15 protein-coding genes and 1 other annotated feature are annotated in these 18,557 nt (G+C 52.5%); of the genes, 4 read left to right on the top strand and 11 right to left on the bottom strand.

What is annotated here, in order from left to right:
- The first annotated feature begins 56 nt into the window (after window positions 1-56).
- Both hcp and KGZ92_08085 read left to right on the top strand, forming a co-directional pair.
- Entirely contained in the window at window positions 57-1,343 is a 1,287-nt protein-coding gene (gene hcp / locus KGZ92_08090) for a hydroxylamine reductase (protein MBS3889227.1), read from the top strand.
- A 156-nt stretch (window positions 1,344-1,499) separates the two neighbouring features.
- Window positions 1,500-2,354, top strand: a complete 855-nt coding sequence (locus KGZ92_08085; GenBank protein MBS3889226.1) for a DMT family transporter — start codon at window positions 1,500-1,502, stop codon at window positions 2,352-2,354.
- Here KGZ92_08085 and KGZ92_08080 read toward each other — a convergent pair.
- A complete protein-coding gene (locus tag KGZ92_08080) occupies window positions 2,341-2,523 on the bottom strand; it encodes a hypothetical protein (GenBank protein MBS3889225.1) in 183 nt (60 codons plus the stop codon). The genes KGZ92_08085 and KGZ92_08080 overlap by 14 nt on opposite strands.
- A gap of 52 nt (window positions 2,524-2,575) precedes the next feature.
- Window positions 2,576-4,027, bottom strand: a complete 1,452-nt coding sequence (gene proS, locus KGZ92_08075) for a proline--tRNA ligase (GenBank protein MBS3889224.1) — start codon at window positions 4,025-4,027, stop codon at window positions 2,576-2,578.
- Window positions 4,028-4,091: 64 nt separating this feature from the next.
- Window positions 4,092-4,288, bottom strand: a binding site (T-box leader).
- A 106-nt stretch (window positions 4,289-4,394) separates the two neighbouring features.
- On the opposite strand from proS, the gene cysK reads away from it, so the two are divergent.
- Entirely contained in the window at window positions 4,395-5,345 is a 951-nt protein-coding gene (cysK, locus tag KGZ92_08070) for a cysteine synthase A (protein MBS3889223.1), read from the top strand.
- A gap of 18 nt (window positions 5,346-5,363) precedes the next feature.
- On the opposite strand, the gene KGZ92_08065 is transcribed toward cysK, so the two are convergent.
- The 3 genes from KGZ92_08065 to KGZ92_08055 are packed head-to-tail and all read right to left on the bottom strand — an operon-like array spanning window position 5,364 to window position 13,364.
- A complete protein-coding gene (locus KGZ92_08065) occupies window positions 5,364-8,963 on the bottom strand; it encodes an SMC family ATPase (protein MBS3889222.1) in 3,600 nt (1,199 codons plus the stop codon).
- On the bottom strand, window positions 8,960-10,204 hold the full coding sequence (locus KGZ92_08060) for an exonuclease SbcCD subunit D (protein MBS3889221.1): 1,245 nt from the start codon (window positions 10,202-10,204) through the stop codon (window positions 8,960-8,962). The genes KGZ92_08065 and KGZ92_08060 overlap by 4 nt, the downstream gene beginning before the upstream one ends.
- Before the next feature lie 34 nt (window positions 10,205-10,238).
- The gene (locus tag KGZ92_08055) at window positions 10,239-13,364 is read right to left on the bottom strand and encodes an isoleucine--tRNA ligase (protein MBS3889220.1); all 3,126 of its coding nucleotides are present in this window, start codon (window positions 13,362-13,364) and stop codon (window positions 10,239-10,241) included.
- 215 nt (window positions 13,365-13,579) lie between these two features.
- Here KGZ92_08055 and KGZ92_08050 point away from each other — a divergent pair, with 215 nt between their 5' ends.
- Complete coding sequence (locus KGZ92_08050; GenBank protein MBS3889219.1) at window positions 13,580-14,110, top strand: ECF transporter S component; 531 nt, start codon at window positions 13,580-13,582, stop codon at window positions 14,108-14,110.
- 62 nt (window positions 14,111-14,172) lie between these two features.
- Here KGZ92_08050 and KGZ92_08045 read toward each other — a convergent pair whose 3' ends face one another.
- The 6 genes from KGZ92_08045 to KGZ92_08020 all read right to left on the bottom strand — a co-directional run bounded on the left by KGZ92_08045 (window position 14,173) and on the right by KGZ92_08020 (window position 18,347).
- Entirely contained in the window at window positions 14,173-14,730 is a 558-nt protein-coding gene (locus KGZ92_08045; GenBank protein ID MBS3889218.1) for a spore coat protein, read from the bottom strand.
- A 69-nt stretch (window positions 14,731-14,799) separates the two neighbouring features.
- Window positions 14,800-15,414, bottom strand: coding sequence for a hypothetical protein (locus KGZ92_08040; protein MBS3889217.1), 615 nt, complete (start codon window positions 15,412-15,414; stop codon window positions 14,800-14,802).
- A gap of 35 nt (window positions 15,415-15,449) precedes the next feature.
- Window positions 15,450-15,659 (bottom strand): hypothetical protein, encoded by a 210-nt coding sequence (locus tag KGZ92_08035; GenBank protein MBS3889216.1) that lies wholly within the window; start codon window positions 15,657-15,659, stop codon window positions 15,450-15,452.
- Window positions 15,660-15,723: 64 nt separating this feature from the next.
- Window positions 15,724-16,368 (bottom strand): queuosine precursor transporter, encoded by a 645-nt coding sequence (locus KGZ92_08030; protein ID MBS3889215.1) that lies wholly within the window; start codon window positions 16,366-16,368, stop codon window positions 15,724-15,726.
- 143 nt (window positions 16,369-16,511) lie between these two features.
- Complete coding sequence (locus KGZ92_08025; GenBank protein ID MBS3889214.1) at window positions 16,512-17,162, bottom strand: hemolysin III family protein; 651 nt, start codon at window positions 17,160-17,162, stop codon at window positions 16,512-16,514.
- Between the two features lie 63 nt (window positions 17,163-17,225).
- Window positions 17,226-18,347, bottom strand: a complete 1,122-nt coding sequence (locus KGZ92_08020) for a hypothetical protein (GenBank protein MBS3889213.1) — start codon at window positions 18,345-18,347, stop codon at window positions 17,226-17,228.
- Window positions 18,348-18,557 lie beyond the last annotated feature (210 nt).

The raw sequence follows: 18,557 nt of genomic DNA, 5'->3' as shown, positions 1-18,557 counted from the left end.
TTTGCTACAATGTTTGTGTAACGAGGTTAAACATTATTGCGAGAGGGGCAAACTACATGTTCTGCTATCAATGCCAACAGACTCCCAAGGGTGGCTGCACCAAGATTGGCGTGTGCGGCAAAAACGAAGACATCGCCAGCCTACAAGACATCACCATCTTTGGCCTCAAAGGTGTCGCCGCCTACGCGACCCATGCCAAGCAGCTTGGCTACACAGACCCAGAGGTAGACGCTATCACCCAAGAAGCTCTCTATACCACTCTTACCAATGTCAATTTTAATTTGGACGACCATGTCAAGATGGCTCTCAAAGTAGGCACTGCCACCGTAAAGGTCATGGACCTGCTCGACCGCGCCCATCTAGACCGCTTAGGTGTCCCTAACCCGGCGGTGGTGTCGCAAGACCGCATTGAGGGAAAATGCATCCTAGTGACCGGCCACAACTACCTAGCCTTAGAAAAACTGCTCGAACAAAGCCAGGGAACCGGTATTAATGTCTACACGCACTCTGAAATGCTCCCGGCGCATGGCTACCCCGAACTAAAGAAATACCCTCACCTCAAAGGAAATGTGGGCAAAGCTTGGTATGACCAACGCAAAGTCTTTGAGGAGTTCCCCGGTGCGATTTTAGGCACGACGAACTGCCTGATGCCCATTAAGGGCAGTTATGCCCCTCGCTTTTTCTCTTACGACGTGACGGGGCTCGAGGGCGTGCAAAAAATCGAGAATGATGATTTTGCCCCCTTGATAAGCAAGGCACTCGAGCTGCCGGCAGCCAAGCAGGAGTCGAACAAGACTCTGACCACAGGATATCATCACCAGACAGTGCTGGCTATTGCGCCTGAAATAATCTCCGCTGTTAAAGAGGGGAAAATACGTCGCTTCTTTGTCATCGCCGGTTGTGACGCGCCAGGTTCAGGCGGTAACTACTACCGCACCCTAGCCACCAACTTGCCTGTAGACTGCGTCATCCTTACCACCTCCTGCGGCAAATTCCGCTTCAATGATGTGGACTTTGGCGTAGTGCCAGGCACGAATATCCCCCGCTATATTGATCTTGGCCAGTGTAACAATAGCGGTTCCGCAGTAAAAATCGCCACCGCTTTGGCGGACGCCTTTGGCTGCGGGGTCAATGACCTACCACTAAGCATCGTGCTATCCTGGTACGAACAAAAAGCTGTAGCCATACTCCTTGGACTCTTCAGCCTCGGGGTGAAAAACATCTACATCGGCCCCACCCCACCCGAATTTATTACGCCAGGGGTCTTAAGCGCCTTACAGCAGCACTGGAACCTCAAACTTATCACTAATGCCGCTGACGACATGGCTTCCATGCTCGGCTAAACCAAGGGATTAGGCAGACGACCCGCAAAGAGTTTCTTTTGCGGGTCAAATCTATGACGCTATGTTAATATAGTATGGTAGTTGTCTGGCGATTCTAGGTAGCGAGGAGGGCATCGTCTGAAAAAACAGCGGGAGATTCGACTGCGATGGCTTTTGTTGACACCGGCCCTACTGTGGTCGACTGTTTTTCCACTTTCCAAACTGCTCCTAGATGTCTTGCCGCCTACCACGTTGGCCGCCTTACGCTTTAGCGTCGGAGCCTTGGTGCTTCTAACATACGCAACATATGTTTATTCTTGGCAAGAGATGGTTCTCTCCTTTAAGCGCCGCTACAAAACGTACTTGCTCCTTGGTTTTGTCGGTGTTTTTGTGAATAATTTTTTGCAGAATCTAGGGCTTACTTTGACCAGCGCGAGCAGTGCGGCCCTGCTTGGCACCCTAGACCCCATATTCACAGCCGTGCTCTCTATATTACTCCTGGGAGAAAAATTTACGAGGTCGAAAGTCGCCGGCTTAGTCTGTGCTTTTGGCGGGGTGGTCTTGGTCATTACCAATGGTCAATGGGTGCAGGATTGGGGAGAAAGTGTCGGCAACTTACTAGTGGTCGGTGCTGCCCTAGGGTATAGCATCTATACCCTACAGAGCAAGGCTATCTTGCGCAACGAAAAACCCCCTATCGTGGTGGCCTGGGCCACCACGATAGGGGCTGTGCAGCTAATTTTGGCCGCGGCGCTACTCGAGGGCTGGCCCGCACTAGCTCCCTTAACAGGAACTCATCTGGCCGTTCTTGCCTACTTGAGTATCATCCCGACCTCAGTCGCCGTGGTCGCGTACTTCTATCTCTTAGAACGTGTGCAAGCTTCACAGGCCTCGATTACACTCTTCTTGATACCAGTTTTCGCCATCGCCTGGGCTGTTTTGCTCCTCGGAGAGCGCCTAACCTTGACCATGCTACTCGGAGGCGCACTCATCATCCTCGGGGTATGGCTGACGATGCTTAAAAGAACCTGAGTGGCCAAAGAATTATCGCCCGTAAAATCGCCAAAATACCGGCAATGCTCATGCCTAGCAAACTAAGGGGCAGGAGAAGTAGCCAAACTAGAGGATAGATAACGACAAACAATAGGGCAATGGGCCACGATATGGCGAACAGAATGAGCCACAGCAAGCATCCAATCATGCTGACGACCTCCTCACAGCTTGGTTCTACCCAGCAATCCCTTTATTGCAGTTTAGTAAGCCCGCGCCATCCATACACTGTGGGTGGCTTTTTCGTCGCAGACAAGGCATTTCTCTTTGTGTACGGGTGGCATAAAGGGGATGTTGCGCGAGGTGAACTTAGTCTCTTCACGCACACGCGCCTCACAAAGATCATTACCACACCAGCCGCCGAGAACCCAGCCGGCTAGACTGCCCTTGGCCTCGGCCTCGGCAATATGGGCCTTTAGCTGCTCTAGATTGTCAATGTGGAGATGACTGTGCTGACTACGAAAATCGCAAGCCTTTTCATACATATGGGTCTGAATGGCAGCAAGCAAAGCCTCTACGGTAGCGGGTAAATCATCGAGACTAACGCTCAGTTTCTCACCGGTGTCGCGGCGCACCAAGACGCACTGATTACTGTCCACGTCACGGGGTCCTAGCTCTAGGCGCAGGGGTACTCCGCGCATTTCCCATTCGTTAAACTTCCAGCCTGGCGTTTCTTCTCTTTCATCGGTGCGCACTCTGATTTTCGCGGCCTGCAGGACACTAAAGACTGTCGAAAATTTCTCCATAACCTTGGCCCGTAATTTAGGTGGACCGATGGGAATCATGATGACTTGCGTAGGCGCTAATTTAGGAGGCAGGGCCAGGCCTTTGTCGTCACCATGCACCATGACGAGTGCCCCAATCAAACGAGTAGAGACACCCCACGACGTGGTATAAACATGCTTACGCAGATTATCTCTATCTAAGAATTCTATGCCGAAAGCTTTGGCAAAGTTCTGGCCGAGGAAGTGGGAGGTGCCCGCCTGTAGGGCCTTACCGTCCTTCATCATGCCCTCAATAGAGTAGGTGTCAACTGCACCGGCAAAACGCTCGGAAGGTGTCTTTTGTCCGGTCCACATGGGAATAGCCATTTCGCTCGCGGCAAACTCGGCGTAGGTCTCTAGCATGCGCATGGTTTCTTCTCGCGCTTCAACTTCGTCAGCGTGGGCGGTGTGTCCTTCTTGCCAGAGAAATTCCGAGGTGCGGAGAAAGGGCAAGGTGCGCTTTTCCCAGCGGAACACGTTCGCCCATTGATTTAGCAAAACAGGCAAGTCCCTGTAGCTTTGAATCCAACGGCTGTACATGTGGCCAATCATCGTTTCGGACGTGGGGCGCAGGGCAAGTTTTTCTTCGAGTTTTTCGCCGCCCGCTTCAGTAACCCAGGGCAGTTCAGGATTAAAACCTTCCACATGCTCTTTTTCTTTTTGCAAGAAACTCTCGGGGATAAGCATGGGGAAGTAGGCATTGCGGTGCCCTGTCGCCTTGAAACGTTGGTCGAGCCCGGCCTGAATACGCTCCCAAAGCTCATATCCATCTGGCTTAAAGATGATGCATCCGCGCACAGGCGCGTAATCCATGAGCTCGGCTTTTTGAATGGCCTCGATGTACCAAGCGGAAAAGTCGGCTGCTTGCGAGGTGAGTTTGTTTTCTGACATAGTTCATACCTCCCTGATATACTTAAATTTGGCGACGGGTGAAAACTACAAAGCCCGCCCCTAAAATAGGGACGGGCAAACACCCGTGGTACCACCCTGATTGGTCAAAATACGACCCACTCAAGCTCCCTTAACGCGGAAACACGGCACGGCTCAACGCCGGCAGCTCTGGGGCGGGTTCTAAGTCTACCGCACACTGGCTTGCACCGACCGCCAGCTCTCTAAGCGCGAAAGACCTACGCTCCCCTTCGTAGCTTTGTCAAGAATACTATCACCTTAACGAGCGAGAGTCAACAAGCAGGATATTGCGAAATGATGTCGAAAAAGCTACAAACGAGGATAAGCGTTAGCAGCATGGAGGTTAATGATGGCAATTTCACAGACTATCTTAGAAGCAATCGGCAACACCCCCTTGGTACGGCTGAACAAGGTAACGGCAGACCTAGGACGAACCATTTTAGTCAAGGTTGAAGGTCAGAACCCAGGTGGCAGTGTCAAGGCGCGTACCGCTCTTAGTATGATTGAAGACCTTGAGCGGCGCGGGGTGCTTAAGCCGGACTCCAACATCATTGAATTCACTTCGGGGAACCAGGGCATCGGACTAGCTTTAGTGTCCGCCGTTAAGGGCTATCAGTGCACTATTGTCATGCCTAGTTGCATGAGCGAGGAACGCCGGCGCATCATAGCGAGCTATGGAGCAAAAATTATTCTCACCCCCGTCGGCAAGGACATCACGGCGACTTTTGCCATGGCGGAAGCTAAGGTCACTGAGTTACTGCAAGATGACCCACGCTACGTTTTAGCCGGGCAGTTTGTAAACCCTGCCAACCCAGCCATCCACTATGCTGCTACCGCTCAAGAAGTCATCGGCCAACTGGGTGCTCTCGTCCCTGATGCCTTTGTAGCGGCCATCGGCACCGGAGGAACCATAACTGGCGCAGGCCTCCGCCTCAAAGAGGAATACCCAAGTATCAAGATTGTCGCCGTGGAGCCGCGCGATGCCGCCATTCTCTCTGGTGGGGCTGTTCTGAGCCACAAACAGCAAGGCATCGGCGATGGTTTTGTCCCCGTCATCCTTGATACCACTCTCTATGATTCAGTCGTTACGGTGACTTGCGAAGACGCCTACAACATGACGCGACGCTTAGCGCAAGAAGAGGGGCTCTTTGTGGGCATTTCGTCTGGCACTAATGTCTGTGCCGCGATAGAAGTAGCAAAAATGCTCCCCGCGGGGAGCACCATAATTACTCTGCTTCCTGATGGTGGCGAAAGGTACTTGAGTACTCCGGATTTGTTTTGCGACGAAGTCAGAGCGTAAACTCTGCCACCCCTACCTCTAAATAACTTGCACTTGCGAACCCCTGCCCCCTAGTTGGGCGGGGGTTACTATTATTTTGCGGGGAATGCGTTCTACCAACTCTCGTACATGGCTAATAATGCCAATAGAGAGATTTTGCCCTTGCATGCGCTCTAAACAGCACATCACTGTTTCTAACAGCTCGGCATCTAGAGTGCCAAAACCCTCGTCCAAGAAGAAAAACTCCAGGGGGAATCTCCCCCGCAGCTGGATCTGCATGGACAAGGCGAGGGCGAGAGCGAGCGAAGTGATAAAAGTCTCTCCACCAGAGAGGGTATGAACGGGCCGCCTTAAGCCGCCTTGACCATCGTCTCGAATGAGAAAACCGCCGTCAGGGGCGACTTCGAGCGCATAGCGATGCGAGGACAAAGTGCGTAGCCATTCTGTGGCTGTAGCCGTTACAGCCTGCAAATGCTCCCCTGCCATAAATTCAACTAGCGCGTTGCCACGCAGTAAAGACACTAGTTCCATAGTTAGATCTCGCTCTTTAGCTTGTGCCTCGATAAGCTCTGCTAGGTTCATGTACCTGGCGTGGCGGGTCTTGATGTCGGCGAGCTTGGCCTCGGCTTGGCCTAGTTGGCGCATTGCCTCATCGCGAGTTGCTTCGGCCTGCAGGTAAGTGTGCCGAGCAATCTCCCATGCGGCCTCGCTCACGGCACGGCCAGCCAGTGCCTCGCGCCAGGCGTCGAGGTCATTAGCAAGGAGCATCCTCTGCTCTCGGTGCAGGTTAATCTCAGCCATCCATGCCTCGCGTGAACCCAAGGCTTCGCGGGCCTGGTGCAAATCAGACCGGGTAACGAAGGGAGAACCCTGCATGGCTTCGGCGAACCTCAGTCTAGCTTTATCGAGAGCCTGATCGGCCAAGCGCAACGCCTCTGTCGCGCTGGCGAGGTCATTTTTCGCTTGCGCGACAACGCTAACGACCAGGGCGTGGTTATCTTCGCTCTGTGTCTCCTCTTCTCTCAGCGCCACTAGGCTAGCTTCCGCTACCGCTGCTTCCACCAAGGGGTCGGCATCGCCAACTAGGGAAACTAATTCTTTAGCTAGCATACTCTCTCGCTCTGTAAGTCCCCGTAGTGAAATGAGTAGTGCAGCCGCTCCTTCTTGCGTAGAAGCCATGACTTGCTCCCCATTTTGACGCAGAGCGACGAGCTCAAAAAGCTTGGCCTCAAGCTGCTTCATAGTATCACTTAACTCTTTCTGCTTGCGGTCCTTGCCCTGCAAAAGCTCTCTCTGCTCCTTAAGGTCGCTAATTTGGTGCTGCTTAAGGATATTTTGCAGTGCGTCCTTGGCTAGAGCCTCTTCATTCGCGATAGTCATTACTTTAGCCACTAGGCAGGTGAATTCCGTCTCTAAACCGGCGACGTGCTGCTCGGCCACCGCTTGAGCCTCCCTGCCCCTCGCCAATTTGTCGGCTAAAACTCTCTCCGCTTGGCGCCCTTTGTCTAGCGCACCCTGCCAGAGGCGGCGTTCTTCGCTACGGTTTTCTATGTCCTTGGCCAGCAAGGCGATATTTTGCTCAATTTCTGGCAGACTGAGCGCGTTCCACACCGCGGGGAAAGAACTTTTTATCCCTGCCATATCTTTCAAAAGAGCAAGGCGTTCAGCAGTTAATACTTCAATTTGCCGCAAGATATCAGCCAGCCCAACATGCAGAGCCTCGGCCCTAGCCGCGATTGCTCCCTGTTCGGCAATAGCCTTTTGCAGCAAGGTAGTGGACTCCATAGTCGCGGCGGCGAAATGCTCTAAGTTTGCCGGGGGCAGGCGAGTACCCAGTTCTGGATGGGAACGTGAGCCACAGACCGGGCATTTTTCCCCCGGAGAAACCTGTGCTGCTAGCTCACCAATGAGGCAGGCGTCCTTGGCTGCCTTGTACTTGGCTTCGTTTTCCGCCACCAGGTTGCGCAAGAAATCCACCCTCTCCTCGGCACGGCTGGCTGTTTCTTGCATGGCGAGAAGTTGTGTTTCCGTGGCACTCTTACTTAAATTCAGCGTCTCTTGCTTGTCGATGATGCGCCCTACCTCCGCCGCCTTGTACTTGAGGTCTTGCAGAGATAGTCGATAATTGTTGTGTGCCTCGTGCTCACTCATGCCTACCTCGGGTAAGTGGCGAGACAACACCTCGTCGAGTGAGGCCTTGGCCAAGGCATGCTCTTGTTCTAGACTGCTGACATTCTGACGCGCCTGACTCAGGGTAGCCTTGGCTGTTTCTAAGCTACCGCTCCGACTGTGTTCTTCTTTTCGCCTCTCGCCTAACTGACTGGCGAGCGTTAACCAAGCCGCCTCAGTGCGCAGCGCTAACTCGAGTGCAACTCTTTCCTCGGGCAACACCTCTGTACCGGCTATCTCTTGGCGCAGAACCACTTGGGATTCTTGCGCTCTCTTCTCTCTTTGCAGGATGGACGCTAGCTCTTGCTTCGCCACCTCTAAACGAGTTTCAGCAGCGCTTAGAGCTAGACGTTCCGTGGCCAAGGCGGCAGTGAGCCCACGTCGTTCTTCAGTGAGCACCACCGCGCGCTTTAGTTCATGTTGTCGCATTAAGATACGAGGTTCATCCCTTTGTCGGGCGGTTTTGGCAGCCGACAAGGCTATGAGAGAAGAGGCCTCTTGTGCCACTGCCTCCTCAAGCGTGGCTACTACCGCGCTCTGACGCTCTAAGGCGGCTTCTTGTGTCACTGTGGACTCGTCAAGAGCGAGCGCGCTCGGCCACAGCACTTCTGCCGCAGCGAGTCGGTCTAGCTTCGCCTGCAAAGCTGCTAGGCGCGACGATTCGGCATCTAGCGCAGCCTGCCGCTCTAGAGCGTGTCTAATCTTATCTTGCAGCTCTCTAATCACTTGGGCTTCAGCCCAGGCCTTACTACTTGCCACCACTGCCTCTAATGCTGTAGCGAGAGAGGTCTTTGCCACTGACACTTCGGCCTCGGCCACACCTAGAGCTTCGCGCGAAGCATTGCCTAGGCCCTGCTGCTCACTTTGCATGTTCATAACCCGCGCTTCTACTTCTTTGGCGCGATTACTGGCCAGAGAATATAACTTTTCGCCATAGCCAGAAAGATTAAAGATACGCCCGAGCATCTCGCGACGCTCCTTGCCTTTGAGACCCAAGAACTCGGCAAACCTTCCTTGTGGCAGTACTACAGCGCGTGTGAAATCATCTACCGTTAGGCCGAGTATGGCTTCTACTTGTCCGTCTACAAGGGTAGACTTGTCGGCAAGAACTTTGTTCCCCAAGGACGATAGCTCGCAGAGCCTCGCCATGCGGCAAGAAATTGAGTCCTCTTTACTGACATACTTGCGCTCTACCCGATACACTTTATAGAGTGGTCCGCTGCCAATACTAAAGTCAAAACGCGCTCCAGCCTCGGTGAGGCTCTTGTTTATAATGCCCCGTACTTTGTCGGGAGCCCGTTCAACTTTACCGTAGAGAGCCAAGGTAATGGCGTCAATAATGGTCGACTTTCCGCTACCCGTAGGGCCAAAGATGCCAAAAACATGGCCAGCGCCGAGCGAGGAGAAATCTATTTCTTGCTCTTCTTTGAAGCTATTGAGTCCATAAAAGGATAGCTTTAGCGGTCTCATGAGCTGCTCCCTCCCTCTTCCGCCTGCATGGCAGACTGATGGACAAGGGCAGTAAAAAGCTCGACAAGCTCATCTCGCGGCACGGCGCCGGCCAGGCGATGTTTGTAAAAACGGGCAAATACTTCGGCCACAGACATCTCTGACAGGGCCACTACGGGCGTGTCGGCCTCCCCTAAAGGCACAATACAACGCACGTTTAAGAGCCCGCTGTGCGCCTGTCGCAGCGCGGCAACTTCGGACTGAGTGAGGTACTTATCGGCATGCACCTCAAGCTCTAACCACAGTGGTCGACCACCTAGACCCTCTAAGCGCCGCAATGCTTCCTCTACCCCATTTAGACAACGCCAACGTTCGAGAGGTATGCCGGATTTTAAAGAGACAGCTTTAACCTCTGCTTCCTGGCCGGGAACGACGTCGACCACGTACACGACTTTTGTCTGGAGGGTTTCAGAAAAACTATAGGCCAAAGGTGAACCAGAATAGTACGTTTGTGGCCCGGAGCTGCGCATTTGCTGGGGACGGTGCAGGTGCCCAAGCGCAATGTACTGGGCTTGGCGTGGAAAACGCTTGTAATCCACAGCACACGCGCCCCCGATGTCGATGGCGCGTTCAGAATCACTCGGTAGCCCGCCTAGGGCCAAGAGGTGGGATACGACAATATTGACAGTGTCCGCACGAAAAGCACTGGCCTGTCGGTCTAGTAGCTCGATGACCATTTCGGCATAGGCCTTGCGCAGTTGGCCTTCTTCTAGGACGGGGCTGATTAGTTGCCCTAGGCGAGACTCAGACGGATAGGGCAAGTGAGAAACGACTGCAGAGTATGGCAGGTCGGGCCAGGCAACCTCGACAAAACCCGGTCCGGACTGCACTACCTTGGTGCCATGCCCATAAATACTCGTCGCGAGAGTTTCCTGGGGTCGCCCCGCAATTAGAATTCCATGGCGGAGAGCTAGGGGGCGGATAGCACCCAAGCGCTCCGGGCTGTCATGATTACCCGCCACAACGACTACGCACCGCTTTCCCTGTCCAGCTAACTGCTCTAAGGCCCGACAATACAGCTCTTCTGCTTCGGCCGAGGGGTTGTAGGTGTCGAACACGTCGCCAGCAATGACGACCATGTGCACCCCTTCGTCTTCGGCTATGCCTGCTACTTCATTGACGAATTGCACCTGTTCTTGGTAGCGGCTACGTCCTTCGAGCGAGCGGCCTAAATGCCAGTCTGACGTATGCAAGATTCGCATGTCTAAATCACCTCGCCTGACTTCCTGTTATAGGTTACACCGTTTTAACGCTAAGGGTGATGGGGTGACCATTGATATCCCATGCCTGCACGAAACTAGCGGCAAGTGGGAGCTTAGTCAGCTCTACCGCCAGGACTTCGTCTAGAATTAACTGCCGATATTCATTGATGGCCCCTTCGAGGACAGGGTCGCCAGTATAAGAGACGATGATCTTATCTTCGACTTCAAACCCCGCCTCTTTGCGCATGGACTGTACTTTGCTGATGACTTCTCGCACCTGCCCTTCGGCCACCAGTTCAGGCGTCAAGTGCAGGTCCATAATAACGGTTAAGCCGCTACTAGATTCGGCAGAGAAACCATCTTTCTCCTGCACGCGTAAATCTAATTCGCTTAATTCAAGTTTGATGAGTTGGCCATTGAGCTCCACCCAGAGGGGTGCTTCGCTTAGTACCGCACTAGCCAAGGCTTGTTCATCGAGGCCGGCCAGTACGGCAGATAGAGTCTGTACGTCCTTACCAAAGCGGCGCCCGAGAAGCTTAAAGTTAGGCTTGGCACTGTAGTTTACAAAGCGCGTGGTGTCGCTAGCGGGTGAAACTGTCTTCACATTGAGCTCGTCTTTAATGAGTTCAATCAGCTCCGCCCGCATGAGGGTAGCCCGCGGCATAACAAAGTAGAGGGTAGAGACTGGCTGACGCACTTTGACGCTACTTTTGCTACGCACCGCACGACCGAGGTAGACGATGTCGCGCGCTAGATTCATCTCGCTCTGTAAGTTTTCATCGATGAGCGATTCGTCGACCTTTGGGTAATCCTGCATGTGTACACTTAGCCTCGCCGCTGGTTGTACAGAACGCACTAAATTTTGATAAAGCTCTTCGGTAAGGAAGGGAGTAAACGGAGCCATCAAGGCCGTCAAGGTGGTGAGAGTCTCATAGAGGGAGAGGTAGGCAGAAATCTTATCTTGATCCATCTCGCCCTTCCAAAAGCGACGCCGATTGCGTCGCACATACCAGTTGCTGAGCTCGTCAATGAACTCATCGATGGCTCGCGTGGCCGTCATGCTATTAAACACATCGAGTGCCGAGCGTACATCGCGAACTGTGGTGTTAAGACGCGAAAGGAGCCATCTATCAATAAGCGGGCGCTCGGCAATTGGTACGGTGTATTTTGTGGGGTCAAAATCGTCAATGTTGGCGTAGAGCACAAAGAAGGAGTAGACATTCCACAAGGTGCCCATGACGCGGCGCTGCCACTCTTGCATGCTTTCAAGTGAAAAACGTTTTGTGTACCACGGCGGATTAACGGTGTAAATAAACCAGCGGAGGCCATCAGCACCTATGGTGTCGAAGGCTTTCCAGGGGTCAAATACATTCCCTTTCGATTTGCTCATTTTTTGCCCTTGGTCATCTAACCCCAGTTCTGTGACAACCACATTCTTGTAAGGGGCTTGGTCAAAAGTAAAGGACGAGACGGCTAGTAGGGTGTAGAACCAGCCTCTAGTCTGATCAATTGCCTCGCAAATGTAGTCCGCGGGGAAGGACTCCGCAAAAAGCTCCTTGTTTTCAAAGGGGTAGTGCCACTGCGCAAAGGGCATGCTGCCCGAGTCATACCAACAGTCGAGCACTTCACTTACGCGCTGCATTTCGCCGCCGCACTTTTCGCAAGACAGTAGCACCTCGTCAATATAGGGCCGGTGCAAGTCTAGATTCTCGGGTAGGTTTACTGCCCTCGCCGACAGGTCGACGATGCTACCTACACAGTGCTGGTGCCCGCACTGGCACTGCCAAATAGGCAGGGGTGTTCCCCAGTACCGCTCACGGCTAACTGCCCAATCGACCATGTTGTCTAAGAAGTTACCGAAACGCCCCCCTTTAATATGCTCGGGGAACCAATTGATGGTCTGATTGTTCTCTAAGACTCTCTCCTTGATGGCCGTCATGCGAATGAACCAGGAGCTACGAGCATAGTAGAGTAGCGGAGTGTCACACCGCCAGCAAAATGGATAGTTGTGCACATGCTTTTCAGACCTGTAGAGACGACCCTTTTCCTCTAGGTGCCCGATGATATGTGGATCAGCATCTTTAACAAATTGCCCAGCCCATTCCTGCACCTCAGGTTTAAAACGCCCTTCCGCGTCAACGGGGATTGGTGTGGGCAAATTGTGCAGGCGCGCGAGACGATTGTCGTCCTCACCGAAGGCCGGCGCAATGTGCACAATACCGGTACCGTCAGTGGTGGTGACAAAGTCGCCACTGACCACAAAGTGCACATTCTCACCCGCTAAGCTCGCCAGTGCATAGGGAGCAACATAGCGGGTGTTTTTGAGTTCACTCCCACGGCGTGTTTCTAACACTTCGTATTCTCCATGGATTACGCCGAGGCATTTTTCCGCCAATATAAGCCTAGCGCCATCATGCCTGATGACCGCATAAGTGATGTCTTCTCCTACTGCGAGGGCGACGTTAGCAGGTAAAGTCCAAGGGGTCGTCGTCCAGACCAGAAAGGCAGTATTCTCTTCGCCTACGACCGGAAAGCGCACAAAGACGGAGGGGTCTTCTGTTTCCTCGTAACCTTGCGCTACTTCATGGCTAGAGAGCGAAGTACCACAACGAGGGCAGTAGGGCAGCACCTTGAACCCCTTGTAGAGAAGCTCTTTGTCCCAGGCTTGCCGTAGCGACCACCACACCGACTCGATGTAGGTGTTGTGGTAGGTAACATAGGGGTCATCTAATTCTAGCCAAAAGCCCATGCGCTCGGTCATTCTGGCCCACTCTTTTTCATAAATAAAGACGCTGGCGCGACATTCCTCAATAAACTCTTTGACACCGAATTTCTCGATGTCTTGTTTGCCGCTAAGCCCTAGTCTCTTCTCTACTTCAAGCTCCACTGGCAAGCCATGCGTATCCCAGCCGGCTTTGCGGCGCACATGAAAACCTTCCATGGTCTTGTAACGGGGCACGAGATCTTTCATCGAACGAGGCATGGCGTGTCCGATATGCGGCTTGCCGTTCGCGGTAGGCGGCCCTTCATAGAAAACATAGCGAGGACCATTCTCGCGTAGAGCCTGAGTCTTTTGAAAGACAGCTTCCTCGCGCCAGAACTCTAAAATGTTCTCCTCAAGTTTGGGATAATCGACCTTACTCTGTACCTTTTTAAACATGTTGGCAACCTCCCCTTACATAGCCTAAGCGATAGGGGTACAACCACGCGGAACTTGCCCCTATCGGTTAATTATCGTTTTGAAATTAGTGATTAATGATACCATGGCTGAACACAGTACGCTAGAGAGCGAAAAATGTAACCTAGTTTACTGTCAAGCCGTGCTATAATGGCTCTAGTTACTGAGGTTAGTTAAGGAAGGAGCAACAATAAAGCATGAAGGTTACATTAAATGAACTACTCAAAGCGGCATTGATGATCGCAATTGGTGTAGTACTACCGATTGCCTTTCACGCTCTAGGTTGGACTGGGAGGGTCTTTTTGCCCATGCACATTCCCGTTCTCTTGGCGGGGTTTATACTTGGCCCCTGGTTAGGTGTCACCGTCGGCGCCACAACCCCTCTACTTAGTTCTTTGCTCACCGGCATGCCGCCCATGGCGCCTATGCCCATTGCTCTGCAAATGAGCGTTGAGCTTGCAGCCTTCGGCCTGCTGGCAGGCGTACTCTATACAAAGCTCAAGCTACATATTGTGCCAAGCTTGCTGCTCACCCTCGTAGGTGGACGTTTCGTCTTTAGCTTAGTCACCTTGGCGGTCTTCCCCTTACTTGGGCTAAGGGCCGTACCGCTCGCACAAGTTTTTGGCGCAAGTCTTGTCATGGCTTTACCGGGTTTAGCCTTGCAGCTTGTTGCCGTGCCCGCTACCGTCTTGATATTACAAAGGCATGGACAGGCCAGACAGAAGTAGAACCGTGGCATGAAGAGCAGGGCTACTCCGCATGCGGAGTAGCCCTGCTCTTCAATTTACGCTTATTGTGGTTGATACCAACCCATCTGTTCCATGTACTTAAAGAGAGCGAAAGCATGCTCTTGTTCCTCTTTTTGAATGTGGTTAAAGGCTTGACGCAGCGGCAGACTACTGGCTTCAAAGACAGCGTGGTCGTACATATCGGAGACCGCCTTCTCTGTGGACAAGAGATCTTGGCATATTTGCTGGTCAGAAAGACCGCCCTGCCCGGTGAACTGCGTATTGCTGGCCATCATGGATTGTCCCTGCGTTTGTTGCCCACCTGAGGTGCGACCTCGCGTCCCTGCACTCATGCTGGCACCCGTAGCAAATTGACTAATAATCTGATTCACCGTTGTGGTCTGGCCTGACCCGCCCATCTGCGGTGTGCGGCCCTGTAGAAGGTCGCTTATAGTTTGGTGATGATGCGTCTCTTGCTGCCCTGCCCACTGCAAAATCTGTTTTAACTGTGGACTCTGGACGATACTGCTGTAATGATTGTACTTGGCGATGCACAGTTCCTCTTGCGACTTGGCGTCCTGTAAGTACATGCGTTCCTTCTGGGTCAACTGCACGGGCAAACCTCCTAGTTAAATACTCCACACCAAGTTTGCCCACGAGTTTCAATTATATGCGGCCACAACTTAAAGTTACTCGTTGAGTAACAGGGCTAGTTCGGCGGCCATGACGGCCGGTTCTTTACCGTGCGCCTCGATAGCTATTTTTGGCAGCGTGCTAGCCGCAAAGAATTTTGCAGATTTCTCTTGCAGAGCCATGAAGTAACTGGCGAGCTCCTGGTCAGTACCTAGAGAACGCAGCCAACGCCGCCACATGTCATTACGCCTATTTTCAGTGGCTTTGATCCGCTCCAGCAGAAGCTCTTTAGGGTGGTACAAGAACACTAAAAGAGCGCCACAATTTTCAAGCCTCTGTTCGAGACCGGAAAAAGGCGCAAAGTCATTCGCTTGTGCCGCGTGCGTTAGATGAAAGCGCTCACACAGTACCAACGGTGCGAGGGTACGGGAGTCGCCAAAGCGCGAGGCGCGCCAAATCTGATGCAAGGTTTCACAGATATCGACATGGCGACCAAGTAAGGCCAGCCGAGATTCCACCGTCGGCCCTGTTAACTCGAGGACTCTCTCGGTATAGTGCTCTGAGAGCACTAGTTTCGTCGGGCGCTCGCGCCAGGGGGTGGTTTGCTGTAACTCAGCTAAGAGCGTGGTCTTACCTGTAGCCACCACTCCCTCGATCAGAAGAACCGTCATCTCGCTATCCCACCCCTGCCCGGCACCGCTGTTGATTACCCCTTGACAAGCTCTGCGAGGGTAACCACTTTAAGATCCGGCATAGTTACAACTTTGTTGTACAAGAGCTTCTTGGCCACCTTGCGGTCACTGTCCGCACTAAGGTCAAGTTCCCTACCGCTGGCTAGGCGCATTAACCGCGTTGTCTCGTCATAAAAGCCATGCAAAACCTCGCCACTGTTTTTCAGTGTGTAAGTTATATGCATCTCGATCACCTCCGCGCTTAGTTTTCGCAGAGATACGAGAAAAAATGACTAACTTGGCACGGTGTTATGCTGCCTGCCGAGCTTCCTGACGCACGACACCTTCGAGATGTGCCGTCGCCCAATAGAAGAAAGGTGTATCGAGAATGGCAAAAACAAATTTTACGCCATACTGTGTGAGGCCGATAGACCAAAGTACCTCATTTGGCATGAGACCGTAGAAGGCGACTATAGTAAAGATAGCTGTATCAAGAATTTGGGAGGATATGGTCGATAAATTATTGCGTATCCATTTGTGTTGTCCTTTGGTCTTGGACTTCCAAAAAGCAAAAGCCCATACATCATGGTACTGACTTACCATGTAGGCCAACATGCTGGCGATAATAATGCGCGACGAAGCTCCGAGCACGATTTCAAAGGCGGCTTGATGACGAAAAGCGTCGGCACCAGGTGCAGCGATTATAAAGATGTTGCCGAGGAGCAAAAGCAAGTTGCCATAAAAACCCCACAGAATGACTTTAAAGCCTCTTTCCTTCCCCCAAATCTCACCGACAACATCGGTGATAAGGAAGGTCACCGGATAAAAAATTGTGGCTCCCGCCAGTGTTAATGGTCCTAGTTGGATTAATTTGCCTGAGATAACGTTGCTGACGATGATGACGGCGACAAAAGAAGTGAGAAGGAAGTGAAAATAGTTTTCCGATTGTTTCACGAGCGACATCCTTTCATATTGGGAGTTTACGTGGTTGGCCTCACGGGTTGGCTTATGTGGTTTCCTCACAGTGTTTAACTATAACGCAGGTAGCAAAGGGCTGCAAGACTATGCCCGCAAACAGTTAACTTAGCTATAGTTCGCTACCCTACATCGGGCAGAAATCGGAAAATAGCCCAGTAATGGGCGAAACTACCTGCCATCACAAACAAGTGCCATAGTTCGTGGAATCCGAAAACATTCGGAATGAGTTTTGGCCACTTCAGGCCGTAAATAAAGGCTCCCACAGTGTAAAAAAGTCCTCCCAGCCCTAGCCAGCCTAGGGCTGGCAGGGGCAACGCACGCCAAAGAGGGCCAGCAGCAATGACAATGAGCCAGCCCAGTAGTAAGTAGAAGCCAGTGTACACCCAGCGTGGGGCGAAGAGCCATACTACTTTGAGGACGATACCCACTATGCTTAATGACCAGACAGCAATGAGCAGGGTTGTTCCCCATACTCCCCGCAAGGCTAACAGACAAAACGGAGTGTATGTTCCGGCAATAAGGACGAACACCATCATATGGTCAAGGCGCCGCAACCACAGATGCACCCGCTCGCGAGCGGGGACCAAGTGGTAGAAAGCGGAGGCCGCATACAGCAGAACGAGGCTGCCACCAAAAATAGAGAACGAAATGAGATGCCGCACAGTGCCCTCTGTCAGTGCTGAGCGGGTGAGAAAGAACAGGCCAACCACAGACATAACTGCTCCTGCTCCATGACTGATACCACTGATCCAATCTGGTTTCTTGTTCATTGAGCCGCCTCCCCTCTTGGGCTCATTATACCCCTAGATGAAGGCGGTGTCGCGCCTTGCTGCCTACGTTTCTTCTACTTGCTCGGCCATGACCACTTTGGCTGTCAAAGAAACGCTAACTACCTGCATGCCCATGCGCAGTGGCTCTTCTAGCAGAGGAAAAATCGAGCTGGCGACGTCAGAACCGATATTGTAGAAGCTGTACTGTACAGTGCTCCAGACGACAGGCTCTGCCAAACCCACCATGTAGATAATCCACTGCCAATTCGCTGTTCCTGGCCCTGTGCGATTCATCGCTTGGGCCATGGTTTCTAAAGCGGCTACATAGACGAGAAAGGGCAGCTCTGCGGCGTTATGAATAACCTGCACGTTATTTTTCTTAGTTACCTTTCTGTCCTCATCGCTTACTTCTAGTGTCACAGCTACCAGCCCGGCCGGCATTTGTCCTAAACGTCCGTAAATGCCTGCCGCCCTATCTTGCAGTACTGTACCTGCCACTTCGCCTAGCACAGCAAGTTTGTTTGGATAGTACCCCCTGGCAGTCGTGATTATCGTAGCTGTGGTCAGTGGGTACTGGCAGGGTCCGGCATAGAGCAAGGGATGCCCAAATGCAAACACCTCGCTTTGGTTTACCCAGGTGACAGTACCGATAAAGCCAAGCCGCAGGTCGCCGATCATCATAGCTGCACCTACTGGACTTCCTGGAAAGAACTGCTTACTACATCGACTATATTTGGGACTTGCCCCCGCACAAAGCAGGCCCCCAAAGCGCTGAGCAAGCTTCTTCTTAGCCGCATCAGAGGTGAAGCCATTGCCAACAGGCAGGCCTATGTTTGATTTTATCTGCGGCAACTGCTCTGCCCCTGCCGCTCCGGTGGGACCATGGGGTTCGCTCGCCAACGCCAGCATCTCTGCCTGGGGCGTAATTCCAACTAGAAAAGGGTCACCACCCAGTAGATAGGAAACTGCTCCCAGTATCTTTTTACCTCTGAAAACTGGGCTGCCGCTAGCACCAGCTGGAATACCTCCAGCTAAAGTAATAGCCTGGCCATAAGCCCTACCGATGAACAAATTTGTATCCACAATACCCTTCACTGGCTCCTTGCTCAGTAGACGAACAAAAAACCGCGTGACAGCGGGACTACGCAAAACGGTGTAAGCCCGCACTCGCCTGTACTTGCTCATGAACACACCACCTTCGCTCCTATCTCGACACATGATATGTGCCAGAGCAAGGTTAAGTGCCTGCGGCAAGAAGCAAGAAGCAAGAAGTAAGATGCAAGAGGCAAGAGGCAAGAGGCAAGATGCAAGAAGTAAGAGGCAAGAGGCAAGATGCAAGAGGCAAGAGGCAAGAGGCAAGAGGCAAGAGGCAAGAGGCAAGAAGCAAGAGGCAAG

This window comes from Bacillota bacterium (genome assembly GCA_018333655.1).
In the GTDB taxonomy this organism is placed as follows: Bacteria; Bacillota; UBA994; order UBA994; family UBA994; genus BS524.
Note: the sequence above shows the minus strand (reverse complement) of the source record. Positions and strands in the feature narration are given on the sequence as shown.

Excerpts from the sequence above, each read along its gene's own strand:
- hcp (MBS3889227.1), top strand. The coding sequence starts at position 57 with ATGTTCTGCTATCAATGCCAACAGACTCCCAAGGGTGGCTGCACCAAG.
- KGZ92_08080 (MBS3889225.1), bottom strand. The coding sequence starts at position 2,523 with ATGATTGGATGCTTGCTGTGGCTCATTCTGTTCGCCATATCGTGGCCC.
- proS (MBS3889224.1), bottom strand. The coding sequence starts at position 4,027 with ATGTCAGAAAACAAACTCACCTCGCAAGCAGCCGACTTTTCCGCTTGG.
- cysK (MBS3889223.1), top strand. The coding sequence starts at position 4,395 with ATGGCAATTTCACAGACTATCTTAGAAGCAATCGGCAACACCCCCTTG.
- KGZ92_08065 (MBS3889222.1), bottom strand. The coding sequence starts at position 8,963 with ATGAGACCGCTAAAGCTATCCTTTTATGGACTCAATAGCTTCAAAGAA.
- KGZ92_08060 (MBS3889221.1), bottom strand. The coding sequence starts at position 10,204 with ATGCGAATCTTGCATACGTCAGACTGGCATTTAGGCCGCTCGCTCGAA.
- KGZ92_08055 (MBS3889220.1), bottom strand. The coding sequence starts at position 13,364 with ATGTTTAAAAAGGTACAGAGTAAGGTCGATTATCCCAAACTTGAGGAG.
- KGZ92_08050 (MBS3889219.1), top strand. The coding sequence starts at position 13,580 with ATGAAGGTTACATTAAATGAACTACTCAAAGCGGCATTGATGATCGCA.
- KGZ92_08040 (MBS3889217.1), bottom strand. The coding sequence starts at position 15,414 with ATGACGGTTCTTCTGATCGAGGGAGTGGTGGCTACAGGTAAGACCACG.
- KGZ92_08035 (MBS3889216.1), bottom strand. The coding sequence starts at position 15,659 with ATGCATATAACTTACACACTGAAAAACAGTGGCGAGGTTTTGCATGGC.
- KGZ92_08025 (MBS3889214.1), bottom strand. The coding sequence starts at position 17,162 with ATGAACAAGAAACCAGATTGGATCAGTGGTATCAGTCATGGAGCAGGA.
- KGZ92_08020 (MBS3889213.1), bottom strand. The coding sequence starts at position 18,347 with ATGAGCAAGTACAGGCGAGTGCGGGCTTACACCGTTTTGCGTAGTCCC.